Here is a 14,326-nt window from a genome sequence, read left to right on the forward strand (position 1 = left end):
TCCGATCATCACCCTGGTCGATGTGCCCGGGTTCCTGCCCGGCACCGACCAGGAATACAACGGCATCATCCGGCGCGGTGCGAAACTGCTCTACGCCTACGGTGAAGCGACCGTCGGCAAGATCACCGTCATCACCCGCAAGGCCTACGGCGGGGCGTACGACGTGATGGGGTCCAAGCACATGGGTGCCGATGTCAACCTCGCCTGGCCGACCGCGCAGATCGCCGTCATGGGTGCCTCGGGTGCTGTCGGGTTCGTCTACCGCAAACAACTACTGGACGCCGCCAAGAACGGTGACGACGTCGACGCCCTCCGGATACAGCTGCAACAGGAATACGAAGACACCCTCGTCAACCCCTACATCGCCGCCGAACGCGGCTACCTCGACGCCGTCATACCCCCCAGCCACACCCGCGGCCAGATCGTCACCGCACTGCGCCTCCTCGAACGCAAACAAGTCACCCTCCCACCCAAAAAACACGGAAACATCCCACTATGAGCGATACGAACCACCAGGCACCGGACGACCAGTCACCGGAGGACCAGGCCACAGGTGATGCGGCCGCCACGCCATCACCGGATGTTCGCGTGGTGAAGGGCAATCCCAGCGACGGAGAGCTCGCCGCGCTCGTGGCCGTTCTGAAGGCCGCGCAGGCCGCGTCGGCAGTGGCAGGCGATTCTCGACCGCCGGAGCTGTGGGGATCGCCGCAGTCGCTGCATCGTCGTTTCGCGCCTTACTCTGCGTACTCGTACGCCGCGTCGGGTCGCCACACGCGGTGATCGCCTCGGTTCCGGAGGATGTGGGCGGTTCGATGCGATTGGTCCTGGCGTCCGCGTCACCGGCTCGTCTGTCGGTGCTTCGCGGAGCCGGGGTCAAACCGATGGTCCGGGTATCGGGCGTCGACGAGGACGCGTTGACCGCGTCGCTGGGGCCGTCTGCGGCCCCGGAGACGGTGGTGACGGAATTGGCCCGAGCCAAAGCGTCGGCGGTGGCCGAGACTTTCGCGGACACGACCAGCGATCTGGTTATCGTCGGGTGTGATTCGATGCTGTCGATCGGCGGCGAGCTACACGGTAAGCCACATTCGGTCGAGGTTGCCCGGCAGCGATGGCAGACGATGGCGGGCGCGAGCGGAGTGCTGTTGACCGGCCACGCCGTGCTCCGGGTGACGGACGGTGTCGTCGTGGCCCAGGCTGCTGCGCACAGTTCCACCGTCGTGCACTTTGCGACGCCGTCGTCGGCGGATCTGGAGGCCTACCTCGGCTCCGGTGAGCCGCTGCAGGTGGCGGGGGCGTTCACACTGGACGGGCTCGGTGGCTGGTTCGTGGACCGCATCGAGGGCGATCCGTCGTCGGTGATCGGTATCGGGCTACCGCTGGTGCGAACCCTGTTGACCCGAGTGGGGACGTCCTTGGCCGAGTTGTGGGGCGCACCCGACTCGTGAGCGGACGTCCTCGGCTCGTCAGGGAAGAAGGTCGATCAGTTCGCGAGCCCATTCGTCGGCCATCGACTTGGGCTTGACGTTGGACGAGCTGTCGTGTCGCGCGTGCGTGCCGATCTGCTTGGCACCGAGTTCGGTGAGCTTCTCGGCGATGATCTCGCCGCCGCGGTTGAAGGTGTCCTCGTAGATCCGGTCCCCCAATCCGAAGACCGCGAACTGAAGTCCGGCGAGGTCGGGTGCGTCCTCGACGAGCGCTTCGAAGAAGGGCTCCGCACCGGTGGGGAGTTCGCCGTCGCCGTAGGTGGAGCAGATGATCACGTGGAAATCGTCCGTGTCGATATCGGACACCTCGTACTCGAGCATGTCACGTACTTCGGCGTCATGATCGCTGAGAACGTCCGCAATCTTGTCCGCGACCTCCTCGGCCGTACCGGTCTCGGACCCGAACAACACGACCACTGCCATGGATCGCTCCCCTTTCTCACACCTGCTCGCACACTCGAACAGTCGGAAAGCATAGCTGTACCGGCGATCCGGTCGAAAATCTGGTTGTGCGCGGGTTTGTGACTCGTCTCGAGGTCACCAGAACTCGGGCGTCAGCCCCCACCTGCCGTATTCCGCCTCGACGAGCCCGCGCAGGTGCTCCTTACTGGGGAATCGGTCCGGATCGAGCCCGGTGACACACAGAGTCGCACGCTCACCCGACTCGTTCCACCACGCGCTGACGCCGCCGCCGGTGCGGCGAAGCAAGGCCACGTCGGTGTTCTGCGTGATCGACCTCATCGCCACAGAGGTCGCGTCCACACCGCCGATGGTGCGCAGAGCGAGGCCCCGCGTGCCGAGGTTCGAGCACAGGCACAGCGGCGCCGATCCGGACGCGGCGAGCTTGGCGACGATGGCGTCGGGAAGCAACTGCATCAGGGGCTTGAGCAGTTCGAACGTCGTGGTGACGCGGCGATCGGCCTGGGCCGAGAATGCCTGCTTGCTCGACGCTCTGATGCCGCCGAGATCGTCACGGTAGGTCGCTCCCGGATCGACGTGAATCGAGACGCCGGATGTCGCGTTGGCACGCCGATCTCCCGAGGTCCTGGTACTGACGGGAAGGGCGACCCGCACTCGGTCTCGAGTGCTGATCCGTCCGCTCCCGGTGAGGATCCCCAGAACTACCGCCACCAGCAGGCTGTTGGAGCTGCCGCCCTTGTTCGCTGCGGCCGCCGACCAGTCCGCGGCCGGACAATCGACCACGACGGTGCTCGGAACCCACGGCCCCTCCGCCGGCGCGATGATCACGCGCGAGTGGTCTGCTTGCGTATCGGCGGCGTCGGGCGTGCTGGGTTCTGCGGCGGAGGCGGGGCTGCGCCGCGCCCGCACCGCGTCCACCGCAGTGACACCGACTGCTCGGGCCGCTCCCGAGAGCGCCGCACCGATTCGCCCTAGACCGTCCGCGATGTCGGCACCCGACAGCGCCGCCTCGGAGCCGGAGTTGTCCAGTCCGACCCGCCGGAAGTCGTCGGGGACGGCGCGACCGGACAGAGCCGCCGCTGCGGCAGAGGTCAGAGCTCCTCCGTCTCCGACGACGTGGGAGCCCACCAACGACACGATCATGCCGCCCGATTCGACCGCGGTGGCCGACAGCCGCCAGGCCGGCCCGTCGATGGGGTCCAACCTCACGGCCGCCTCGTTCTCGATCCACGTGTCGACTGCGTCGCGGGCGATCGGTGACCCCACAGCTATCGGATCGGCCGGTGTGCGCGCAGCCGTCCAGCTGTCTCGCGCTCCGGGAACCCGTGTGCGCCTCACCGAGCGATCGATGGGGCCGGTGGCCAGCAGGCCCCACATCGATTGCAGTGCGTCGAGTGCCACGGGTCGATCGAATCGCCAGACGATCTGATTCACGACGGGTACCCCGAGAACGCATTCCATGCGCAGAAAAAGGTCGTCGTCGTAGGTCAGTCTTTCCACCACGCGAGACTATCGCTGCACGAGCACTCGTGCAGGTATGCGGCAAATGTGTTTCCCACCATATGATTTGCGCAGCGAGCTGTGTAGTCCGGTACTGATACATTGTGTCCGATCCGAAGCCGACGCGACCGCGAAGGACCGAATGAAGTTCGTGATGCCCTTCAACGGGAGCCGCGGTGACGTGGCCCCCGGTATCGCACTCGGCGTGGAGTTGGCGCACCGTGGGCACGACGTGGTGTTCGGTGCGCCTCCCAATCTGGTGGACTTCGCTCGCGCGAAAACTGCTGCGTACGAACGAGTCGAGGTGGTCTCGTTCGGGCCGGACACCCACAGCCTGCTCGAGTCCGAGCTGATTCGGGTCCGAATCAAGTCACGAAACCCACGGACCAGATTGACGGCCCTTGCGGAACTGGCCACCCATGGCTGGGATCAGATGGCAGCCGAGCTCGAGCAGATGACAGTGGACTGCGACGCGCTCGTCACCGGTTCACTGGGCCAGGAGATGGCGTTCAACATGGCCGAGTCGGTGGGCAGCGCCTTTCTGGCGCTGCACTACTGCCCGCTCCGAAAGAACGACGTCGTACCCGTCAGCCCCGGATTCACCCTGCCGGGTGCACTCAATCGATCGATGTGGGCGTTGGCGGAGAACCTCCGTTTCAAGTCGATGAAAGCTCGTGAGAACGAGCAGCGGGCAGCGTTGGGATTGGCACCGACCGGCGATTCGCTGCCCGTTCGGTGCGCACGCTACGGCGGCGTCGAGATCCAGGCCTACGAGTCGACACTCTTTCCCGGGCTCGCAGAGCAGTGGGGACCGCTGCGGCCGTTCGTGGGGTTTCTCGGCCTGAGCAGCGGTCACCTCGACACCGATCCTGCCGTGGATCGGTGGCTGCGATCAGGCTCTGCGCCGGTATATTTCGGGTTCGGCAGCATGCCGGTACCAGATCCCGCGGCGCTGCTGCGAATGATCCACTCTGTCACCGAGAGGCTGGGAGTCCGGGCGTTGGTCTGCGCCGGCTGGAGCGATCTCGTTAGTGCGGAATCCATTGCTGCCCAGCAGAATCCAAACGTGATGGTCGTGGACTCCGTCGATCATGCCAGCGTGTTCCCGCGATGCATGGCCGCGGTTCACCACGGTGGCGCGGGCACGACCGCCGCGAGTGCACGGGCCGGGCTACCGACTCTCGTATGCTGGTTCAGCGCCGATCAGCCGTTCTGGGGAGCTGCGCTGCGTCGGATCGGAGCCGGATCGAGCACGAAGTTCTCGAAGTTGTCCGAACCCGTTCTGTTACAAGGAATCACCGACATCATTACCGACGACGCCAGGCGTGCGGCACGGCAACTCGCGCACAGCGTTGCACCGCCGGAGGTAGCCGTCGCCGCAGCGGCCGATCTCGCGGAGTCTGCCGCTCGCGGCCGCTGACGGCAGTCACCAGAAGTGTGCAGTCATGCCCCAACGGCCCAGCGCCTCGGCGAGGTGATCGCGCAGCGTTCGGTCGTCGGGAAATCGATCAGGATCCATGGCATGGGCAGTGACGGTCACCGTGCTGCCCGCCTCGCACGCCCAGGCGGTGAGACCACCGTCCAACGATCGGGCGAACTCCGCATCGGCACCGAAGAAACTCGCTCTACCCGAGACTGCGCGAGCCCGGACGCCGGCCACCGTGGTGAAATCCTCGGGCAGCACACCCATATTGGAGGCCAGCCCCTCGGCACCGTCGCGGGGCTGCGGAATGCGTGCGACGACCGCGTCCGGAAGCATCTGCACCAGGGCCTGCGATATTCCGGCGGGAGCTCGACCGGTCGCCTGCCTCTCGGTGAAGGCGGTGAATGCCGCCTTGCTGATCTGCCGGATCGGTGTCAGGTCGAGGTCGGCAGCGTCGGTGACAGGGACCTCGATCTTGACGATCTTGGTTGCATTGGAGCGAGTGTCGGCAGCAGTGCGATCACTGACCGGCAGTGACCATTGCACCGTGTCTCCGATCGAAGCACGACCGGCACACCCAGAAGCAGCAGTCAACACCGCGATGAACAACGAGTTCGATGTACCGCCCCAGCGGTCGGACGCGGCTCTCCATGCGGCTGCGTCCACCTCGGCAACCGCATAGGGTGCTGCCCATTCCCGCTCGCCGGCCGGACCGGTCGCAATGTCCGAACGGTTCGGGGTCGAACGCGGGGTGGGCATCGGTGCATCGGATCGGGTACGGACGGGCAGAGCCGATACCGCGGAATCGACCAGCCAACCCGCGGCGGATCGCAGTTGACCGAAAGCGTCCATCATGTCCGAGCCGAGTGCCGCGAGACCGTGCTCGGCCGGGGTCAGGCACGGTTGATCGGACGAGGAGTTGGCAGATCGGAATGCGGCGACCAGAGCGCCACCGTCGGCCACCATGTGCGAAGCGGCCAACGACAGGACCATTCCACCGTCGATCACCGGTGTAGCGGACAGCCGCCAGCCGAGACCTGTTTCTGGATCGATGTCCGTATCGAGCCGGCCCTGCGCCCACGCCCGCACTTCCGAGGCATCGATGGCCTGCTGGCGAACATCGAGGGGGTGAGAGACCGGCGAGGCCACCCAACGTTCACGCGCCGTCGGCACGGACGGTGCCACGACTCGGCGCGCAAGCAGACCGTCGGACAGGTTGTCACGCAGTGTTTCCAGATCTTCTCGCTGGATTGCTCGGTCGAACCACCAAAGAAACTGGTTGTAGACCGGATATCCGATGCCATGATGCATTCGCAAGAATAGGTGATCGGCAAATCCAATTCGAGTCACGGGCCGAACCTACTACATCACCGAAGAAGGGGTCGCAGTGCGAATTCATCGGCTCTCACCTATTCGCATTCGGCAATATGTAGATCGATTGTGTCCTGCGCCACGTCTCGTCCGTCGAGTGACGAGCGTCGTGATGCCACCTTCCGCCCCCCGCCTAGACACCCTGACCTTGTGATCTACCACGGCGGGAGCACACCCTGATCGTGACCTCGCCCCAGAATCTCGCACTCGACCGCATCGCCGTGAGCAGCAGAGGCGAATCGGTCAAGGCGTTCGATAGTGAGAAGAATTACTTCTGAGCGTCGCGAAATAGATTCACTTTCCCTTTATCGTGAGAGCTGCACCGACTTCGAGTCGACGGCCATGACGTTGTTCTTTCAATGCAGAAAGCAGCAGCTCCGCACTTATCAGATATCGACGGGTCCAAATGCGCGAGCACGACTCGTCGCTTTACATATACAGCACCACCGTAATGAACATTTTTCCGAGTAACGACCTGACATCGAACACAGCTGGCCGAGCCCGGATACGGAACGAGGACTCCCCATGGAATACACCGAATTGGCCGACTACCCACTTCCCGCAGGACGCCTGACCGAGTGGGTCCCCCGCGTCGATGACGACCGGTGGGTACCGGATCCTCGCGGACTGTCGTTCACCCACCAGGATCATTGTGAGCGCAGCGCACCGGGCTCGTGGATCGGGACGGTGTTCGAGATTCATCGCCGCTACGACGTCGAAGCTGTGCGAGCAACCATCATCGCCTACATGGGACGCCACGAAGCCTTCCGAACCAAGGTGCGACGTGACGAGGAATCCGGTTCCTGGCTGCGGTACACCGCGCCGACCGATGCGGTTCATGTGCTCGATCGCGCACACACCGAAACCCGCACCGAGACACAGGTGTTCAAGCATCTGCATTCGTGGTTCGGCGAGACCGTGTCCCCGACGGCGTGGCCGCATTTCATTCTCGCGACGGTCGAACCGGACGACGCCTTCCGCGCCCTCTCCGACGGACCGGGTGAGTCGTTTCTACTCGCGTTCGCTGCCGATCACTCCGTCATGGATGCCTACAGCCAGATCTACGCCATCAACGAGATCGACCGGCTGTACGCGCAGGCACTGGAGGGCGTCGACCCGGAACTGCCCGAGGTCGGCAGCTATGTCGACTTCAGTCAGTCCGAGCGCGCACTGGGCAACACGCTCGACAGCAACCACAGTGCCGTCCGCACCTGGCAGGACTTCCTGGCCGTGGAAAACGGTCGGTTCCCGGGCTTTCCACTTCCGGTGGCAGTGGACCGACCCGCGACCGACGCTCCGGCTGCCCAGAGCAGCATCTCGTCCTGGCTGTTGACCTCCGATCAGTCGGACGCCTTCAACTCGGCGTGCCGCGCCGCGGGCTACAACATGCAGGCCGGCATTCTCGCTGCCTTGGCTCTGACGAACACGCGCCTGTCCGGCCGCACGTCGTTGCGCACCGTGATGCCGATGCACACCCGAGACGAGCAGAAGTGGGCCGCCTCGGTCGGTTGGTACGTCGGAATCCTGCCGATGGAGATCCAGCTCGGCGATGCGCGCACCTTCGGCGAGGCGCTCGAGTCGGCGGCAGCTGCAGGCACGGCGAACAAGGGGCTGGCACGGATGCCGTACTCCAAGATCGCCCAGATCCTGGAATCGACCGAGATACCTCGTTTCGTCGTCTCGTACATCGACTTGCGCTTCCTTCCCGACGCCGCGCAGTGGCAGGCCCGCAAGGGGCGCGCGCTGCGGAGCAACTGCCACGCAGACGACGAGGTCTACTTCTGGGTCAACCGGACGCTGGAGGGGCTCAACATCTCCGCGCGGTTCCCCAGCTCGGACGTCGCATCGACCAACGTTCACCGCTTCATCACCGAGTTCGTCTCGGTGTTGACCGCGGTGATCGACTCCGACACCGCTGCCGATACCGTGCTCACGTCGCTCTCGCACTCGGTGGCCGTCGCCGCAGAGTGAGGCGTCCGAACAGACCGCGGCACGTATCGGAAAGGATGAAGCGACGATGATCATCACGGCTATGGGCAGTTGGAATCCCGCTCCGGGCACGCTGCTCGAGTGGCATCCGACCGACGCCGCTCGTGTGAGTGCCGCAGCGGCACCCGTCGATTCGACTCCGCCCTCGTTCCTTCAGGAGGATCATCTGAAGGCAGCGTGGGCTGCGCGGCAACGCGGCGAGGTCCACCACGCCTACACCGGTGTGGCGACGGAGATCGACGGCGATGTGGACACCGACGCGATGAGCCGCGCTCTCGCCGCGTACGTCCTGCGCCACGAGGTGCTGCGGTGTTGGTTCGAGGTGGAGGGCAATTCGGTCATCAGGCATCTGGTGGCGCCGGAGGTTCCCGCATTCGAGGTTCTGGACGCCGGCGAGTCCACCGACGACGACGAGTTCCAACGCTACGTGCGCCATCGGTTTTCCGTCGAGGCAACCGCGGACGTCTGGCCCGGATTCGTCGTCGGGGTCGTGGCCAGGCCCGGCAGCTTCACGTTGTACTACGGCGCGGATCACGCGTTCACCGACGGCGGTTCACAGGCCTTGGTCATCAGCGAACTCGCAGATCTGTACTCGCACGAGATCGGCGAGCAGGCACCGACCCCCGCAGCAGCAGGCAGCCATCTCACCTACGCCGCCGAGGAGCGCGCGCGGGCATCGACATTCGGTCCCGACTCTGCCGAAATAGCCGCCTGGCGGGACATTTTCGTTCGTCATGAGGGCCGTATGCCTCGGTTCCCCCTCGACCTGGGCCTCTCGGACGGCGAGCGCGCCCCGGTGCGGATCGTCGAGCGCCATCTTCTGGACAAGGACGCCACTGCAGCGTTGGATGCCGCGTGCAAGGCCGCCGGTGCCCGGATGAGCAGCGGGATATTCGCCGCGGTCGGGATCACCGATTTCGAGCTGGCAGGCAACGAAGACTATTTCGGAATCACCGTCCTGAGCACCCGCCATCACGGCGACTTCGCGCAGTCTCAGGGATGGTTCGTCAACTTCGCGCCGGTCGCGTTCGAGGTGGCCGGAAGCGAGACGTTCTCCGATATCGCACCGCGTGCTCACCGGGGTTTCGAGCACGCGAAACAGATCGCCGAAGCTCCCGTGCACGCCGTATTGGGCGCCCTGGCAGCAGACGGCACGCTGGGTAGCGAGCTGGCTGTCAGCCCCAACATGCTCTCCTACATCGATTTTCGGTGGTTCCCCGGCGTCGGGCGCGATGCCGACACGCGAGCCAAGCATTTCACCGGAGAGGGTTCGACTTCGAATGCATCGATGTGGATAAACCGCGACGGTGAGCAGCTGTACCTGGTGGCCCAGACCCCCGATACCGCCGTCGCCGCCGAGTCGGTGCAGCGGTACCACGCTCATCTGGCCCATGTGCTCGACACCATCGCACGCGAGGGTGATTACACGCTCTCGCGCGACCACCTCGTTCAGGAGCCGGCCGGTGCAGGTCACCTCGATCACTGAGTACGCTCCTCGCCCGGGTGCCCTCGTCGAATTCTCGGCAGCCGTCCTCGGCGCTCCGGAGCCGTCACCGATTCCGCCGTCGTTCAACCAGAGCTTCCACCTGGGCGACCTCGCTGATGTCGACCGCGTCTGGATCGCCGCGGCCTTCGACGTGCCCGGCAATCTCGATGCCGACGCACTCGGGTGGGCATTCGCGCAGTTGATCGATCGCCACGACACGCTGCGCAGCTCGTTCGTTCCGACGCCGACCGGGATCGAACGGATGCTGTACCGGCCGGGCGCGATCGAGATCACCCCAGCGGCCGAATCCACTGTTTCCTCGACGGCACAGCTTCGAGACGACATCCGAACGAGGCTCGAAAAAACATGCGCTGCAGCGCGTTTCCCGTCCTACAGTTGCTTCGGAATCGACCGACGAGACTCCTCGACGGTACTGTGCGCCTTCGACCACGCCAATGTCGATGCCATGTCCATCGCAGTGGTGATCGACGAAATGCACACGCTGTACGACGCGTATCGCCGCTGCGCCGAGGAGCCGAACCCCGATCTACCTCCGGTCGGCGGCTTCGTCGAGTACTGCCGCAACGAGGCCACCGAGCCCCTGGTCGCGCCCACCGACGACCGCATGGTGCGCTGGTCGGACTTTCTCACCGAATGCGGCGGCACGACGCCGAGGTTCCCGTTCGATCTCGGGATCGTCGACGGCGGCACCGCCAGTCAGGCAACGACGATCGATCGCCTGCTCGACGCCACGCAGACCATCGAATTCGAGCAACTGTGCGCCCGGTCGGGAGCCGGAATGTTCTCAGGTGTCGTCGCGGCCATCGGGCAGGCCTGTGCCGGTATCGGCGGGCCCGAGCACGTTTCCTTCCTGTTCCCGCTGCATACCCGACACCGGGCCCAGTTCGCCCGTGCTCTGGGCTGGTTCACCACCAACGCACCGATCACCGTGCACGTCGAGAACGACCTCCACGACACGATTACTGCTGCCCACAACGCATTTCGCGCAGCTCTGCCACTGAGCACGGTTCCGATTCCGCAAGTGCTGGCCAATCTCGGAGACTCGTTCACCCTCTCGCGGCAGGACGTGTTCATGGTCTCGTACATCGACTACACCAGAATCGACGGCCACGAACACTTCGAGGAGTCGAACGCACACCACATCAGCAACGCCACGGTGTCCGACGACGCACAGTTCTGGATCTCGCGCACCACCTCCGGCTTGGCAATTCGGGCGCGGTTCCCCGATACCGCGGTGGCACGCTCGGTGATGATCTCGTTCATCGACGAACTCGTCGCCGTGATGCGCGCATCCATCGCTCAGGCCGGCGTCGCAGCGCTGGCACCACTGGGAACGTAGATCCCCGGGCTCCACACACACTGTTCGACGGCAGTACCGCATAGGATCGACGGTGCAGACCGTTCACCCCCGAGCGGGCCGCCAGCCGAATATCTTCCGTAGGAGCCGATACGTGCCTGTACCAACCGATTCCAACGCAACGTTCGCAGACTATGCGCATCCGGATCGACTCGTATCGACCGAATGGCTGTCCGCCCATCTCGGCACCCCGGGGCTGCGCGTCGTCGAGTCCGACGAGGACGTGTTGCTCTACGACGTCGGCCACATCCCCGGCGCAGTCAAGATCGACTGGCATCTCGACCTCAACGATCCGGTCACCCGCGACTACATCGACGGCGAGCAGTTTTCGAAACTGATGAGTCGCAAGGGGATTTCGAGGGACGACACCATCGTCGTCTACGGCGACAAGAGCAATTGGTGGGCTGCGTACGCACTGTGGGTGTTCACGCTGTTCGGACATCGAGACGTGCGCCTGCTCGACGGCGGCCGTGATGCCTGGTTGTCCGAGAACCGAGACACCACGCTCGATGTGCCCGAGTTCCCGGAAACGGACTACCCGGTGATCGAACGTGACGACGCCCCCATTCGCGCCTTCGCCTCCGACGTACTCGGCTCACTCGGCACAGTCCCCCTGATCGACGTCCGCTCCCCCGCCGAGTACACCGGCGAGCGCACCCATATGCCGGACTACCCGGAGGAAGGTGCGCTGCGCGGCGGACATATCCCCACCGCAGTGAGCATCCCCTGGGCCAAGGCTGCCGCGCCGGACGGCCGGTTCCGCTCGCGCGAGGAACTGAACGAGATCTACTCCGACACCTCCCCGACCGATGACGTCATCGCCTACTGCCGCATCGGTGAGCGGTCGAGCCACACCTGGTTCGTGTTGACGCATCTGCTGGGCTACGAATCGGTGCGCAATTACGACGGTTCGTGGACCGAGTGGGGAAACGCAGTTCGAGTTCCGATCGCCAAGGGCGAGGAGCCCGGATCGGCTCCGGCCGCTCGATGAGCACGCTCCCGGATTCGCTGGCCGAGATCGTCGAGGACTTCGCCGCGGTGGAGGGGCAGGACAAGCTGCAGCTGCTGCTCGAGTTCAGTCGAGAACTGCCCCCGCTGCCCGAACATCTGGCCCAGGACGCAATGGAGCCGGTACCGGAGTGCCAGTCGCCGCTGTTCCTGTCGGTGGACGCGAGTGATCCGGCGCGCATCCAACTGTTCTTCAGCGCGCCGCCGGAAGCCCCCACCACTCGCGGGTTCGCCTCGATTCTGGCCCAGGGACTCGACGGTCTCAGTGCCCAGGAGATTCTGGATGTACCGGACGACTTCTACTCGGCGCTGGGGCTGAGCGACGCGGTGAGCCCGTTGCGACTGCGCGGGATGTCGGCGATGTTGGCGCGTATCAAAAGCCACCTTCGCTGACGACAGGGGCCACACCGTCGTCTTGATCGATACATCGGGTGATCGGTAGACTGCGCGGCGAGCATCGATGCTCTACTCACTCTCACCCCCGATGTGGTCGAACGAAGGCTGGTTGCTGCCGATATGGAGTTCACGGAGCTGGCGGACTACGCGGTTCCCGCGGGCACGCTCACCGAGTGGATACCCAGCGTCGGCCCCCATGCCCGCACGCCCGAGGCCGCGGGATGGCAGCCCGACACTCGCCCCACGTCCTACGTCCACGAGGCTCACCTTCGTACGAGTCTCGGCAGCCCTCGGCGCGGCCGCGAATCGTGGCTCGGTGCCGCCTTCGAGGTTGCGGGTCCCCTGAACAAACCCGCATTTCGGAACGCCGTCCTGAAGTGGATAGACCGGCACGAGGCGATGCGGTCGAGCGCGTCGATCGACGAGGCGTCCGGCGAGATGTCCCGGGTGACCGCCGCGCCGGGTGCCATCGACATCTGGCAGGTCGAGCAGGAACGGTGCGCGGAGTCGAGTGAGGTGTTCGAGCACCTGCAGTACCTGTTCGACGAGTTCACCTCGCCGTTGATCTGGCCGGCATACGCCTTCGTCACTCTCGAGCCGCTGGACCAGACGCGCCCGATCACCGTGTTCTTCGCAGCGGACCATTCGATCATCGACGGCCTGTCGACGGTACTGGTGGCGCACGAGATCGTCGCGCTGTACGGGGAGGAACTCGGCGGCCCGCCTGCCGCCCTGTTCGAGGCCGGTAGTTATCTCGATTTCGGGTCCTCCGAACGGGAGCGAAACGCGGAGTTGGAGCATTCGGACGACGCGGCCCGAATCTGGCGCGACTTCCTCGTCGACGGCGACGGTCAGCTACCGGCATTTCCACTCGATATCGGCGAGCCGAGTCCGGACGAGGTGCCGCAGAGCGGGCTGTCTGCATGGGTGCTCGATCCCGACCAGGCCGATTCGTTCTCCATCGCCTGCCGCAAGACCGGGCACAGCCTGTTCGCCGGGCTGCTCGCGGTACTGGCCATCACGGGGGCCGATCTGGGCGGCGGCACGCGCTTTCGAACGGTGACACCGGTCCACACACGTGACGAACCGCAATGGGCGTCGGCGCTGGGTTGGTTCGTCGGACTGTGCCCCATCTCCTTCGACATCGCCGACGCCGACTCGTTCGGCGCTGTGATCGCAGCCGCCTCGGCCGAGGTGAAGAAGACCAAACCGATCGCCCGAGTTCCTCTCGATCGGGTCTTCACCACTCTCGGCTACTCGGCCCGCCCACGGTTCGTCGTGTCGTTCATGGACGTGAGGTTCGCACCTGCCGCTGAGCACTGGCCGGATTGGAACGCTCGTGCGCTGCGCAGCAAGCAGTATCAACACGATGTCTACGTGTGGATCAACCGAACCCCGCAGGGAATCAACATTGCGGCGCGCTTCCCCAACACCGAGCAGGCCACGGCACGGGTTCACGAGTACCTCGGTGCGTTCCGGAAGCTGTTGACCGATGTAGCGGAGACCGGTTCCACGTCGGTACCTGTCGCTGATCTCGGACAGGCCCCGCACGGCCACACCGACACCGGTCGACTCGCTACCAATCAGTAGTCCGCCCCGGTGCGCCTTCGCTGTGTGGACCGAGTGCAGCGCTGATAGCGCCGGTGCTTAGACTCCCACGTGACGTTCGTAGGCGATGCATGCGAGAAACACATCCGTAGGAGGCTCAGTGGCCAGCCATGCCAGTGCTCAGATCACCAAGGTTCTTGTTGCCAATCGTGGTGAGATCGCGGTTCGGGTGATCCGGGCGGCTGCTGATGCGGGGTTGGTGAGTGTGGCTGTGTATGCCGAGCCGGATGCGGATGCTCCGTTCGTGCGGTTGGCCGATGAGG

The 14,326-nt window shown here is 64.9% G+C and carries 14 protein-coding genes; 11 read left to right on the top strand and 3 right to left on the bottom strand.

From position 1 onward, the window contains the following. The 3 genes from ACOQFP_RS00040 to ACOQFP_RS00050 all read left to right on the top strand — a co-directional run. The coding region (locus ACOQFP_RS00040) for a carboxyl transferase domain-containing protein (protein ID WP_421583073.1) at positions 1 to 499 on the top strand (499 nt) is incomplete at its 5' end. After that, on the top strand, positions 496 to 780 hold the full coding sequence (locus ACOQFP_RS00045; protein ID WP_206491590.1) for an acyl-CoA carboxylase epsilon subunit: 285 nt from the start codon (positions 496 to 498) through the stop codon (positions 778 to 780). The genes ACOQFP_RS00040 and ACOQFP_RS00045, both read left to right, overlap by 4 nt. Positions 781 to 812: 32 nt before the next feature. After that, positions 813 to 1,445 (top strand): Maf family protein, encoded by a 633-nt coding sequence (locus ACOQFP_RS00050; RefSeq protein ID WP_421583074.1) that lies wholly within the window; start codon positions 813 to 815, stop codon positions 1,443 to 1,445. A gap of 18 nt (positions 1,446 to 1,463) precedes the next feature. Here the strand turns inward: ACOQFP_RS00050 and ACOQFP_RS00055 are convergent, their stop codons facing one another. Then, complete coding sequence (locus ACOQFP_RS00055) at positions 1,464 to 1,907, bottom strand: flavodoxin domain-containing protein (RefSeq protein ID WP_206491594.1); 444 nt, start codon at positions 1,905 to 1,907, stop codon at positions 1,464 to 1,466. Positions 1,908 to 2,021: 114 nt separating this feature from the next. Beyond that, positions 2,022 to 3,404: a hypothetical protein gene (locus ACOQFP_RS00060; RefSeq protein ID WP_421583075.1), complete on the bottom strand. Its 1,383-nt coding sequence runs from the start codon at positions 3,402 to 3,404 to the stop codon at positions 2,022 to 2,024. A 142-nt stretch (positions 3,405 to 3,546) separates the two neighbouring features. Here ACOQFP_RS00060 and ACOQFP_RS00065 point away from each other — a divergent pair, with 142 nt between their 5' ends. After that, positions 3,547 to 4,824 (top strand): glycosyltransferase, encoded by a 1,278-nt coding sequence (locus ACOQFP_RS00065; protein WP_421583076.1) that lies wholly within the window; start codon positions 3,547 to 3,549, stop codon positions 4,822 to 4,824. 6 nt (positions 4,825 to 4,830) lie between these two features. Here ACOQFP_RS00065 and ACOQFP_RS00070 read toward each other — a convergent pair whose 3' ends face one another. Next, a complete protein-coding gene (locus ACOQFP_RS00070; RefSeq protein WP_421583077.1) occupies positions 4,831 to 6,138 on the bottom strand; it encodes a hypothetical protein in 1,308 nt (435 codons plus the stop codon). Positions 6,139 to 6,723: 585 nt separating this feature from the next. Between ACOQFP_RS00070 and ACOQFP_RS00075 the strand changes: the two genes are divergently transcribed. The 7 genes from ACOQFP_RS00075 to ACOQFP_RS00105 form a co-directional block, all read left to right on the top strand. After that, positions 6,724 to 8,169: a condensation domain-containing protein gene (locus ACOQFP_RS00075; protein WP_421583078.1), complete on the top strand. Its 1,446-nt coding sequence runs from the start codon at positions 6,724 to 6,726 to the stop codon at positions 8,167 to 8,169. 46 nt (positions 8,170 to 8,215) lie between these two features. Further along, positions 8,216 to 9,673 (top strand): condensation domain-containing protein, encoded by a 1,458-nt coding sequence (locus tag ACOQFP_RS00080; protein ID WP_421583079.1) that lies wholly within the window; start codon positions 8,216 to 8,218, stop codon positions 9,671 to 9,673. Next, a complete protein-coding gene (locus ACOQFP_RS00085; RefSeq protein WP_421583080.1) occupies positions 9,651 to 11,033 on the top strand; it encodes a condensation domain-containing protein in 1,383 nt (460 codons plus the stop codon). The genes ACOQFP_RS00080 and ACOQFP_RS00085 overlap by 23 nt, the downstream gene beginning before the upstream one ends. A gap of 112 nt (positions 11,034 to 11,145) precedes the next feature. Continuing rightward, positions 11,146 to 12,042 carry a sulfurtransferase gene (locus ACOQFP_RS00090; protein WP_421583081.1) on the top strand — a complete coding sequence of 299 codons (897 nt, stop codon included), beginning with the start codon at positions 11,146 to 11,148 and terminating at the stop codon, positions 12,040 to 12,042. Next, entirely contained in the window at positions 12,039 to 12,452 is a 414-nt protein-coding gene (locus ACOQFP_RS00095; RefSeq protein WP_206491604.1) for a SufE family protein, read from the top strand. Before ACOQFP_RS00090 ends, ACOQFP_RS00095 begins: the two co-directional genes overlap by 4 nt. 123 nt (positions 12,453 to 12,575) lie before the next feature. After that, positions 12,576 to 14,045, top strand: coding sequence for a condensation domain-containing protein (locus ACOQFP_RS00100; protein WP_206491949.1), 1,470 nt, complete (start codon positions 12,576 to 12,578; stop codon positions 14,043 to 14,045). 118 nt (positions 14,046 to 14,163) lie between these two features. Next, on the top strand, positions 14,164 to 14,326 hold a 163-nt coding region (locus ACOQFP_RS00105), incomplete at its 3' end, for a biotin carboxylase N-terminal domain-containing protein (protein WP_421583082.1).

It is taken from the genome of Rhodococcus sp. MALMAid1271 (assembly GCF_049195265.1).
Classification (GTDB): domain Bacteria; phylum Actinomycetota; class Actinomycetes; order Mycobacteriales; family Mycobacteriaceae; genus Rhodococcoides.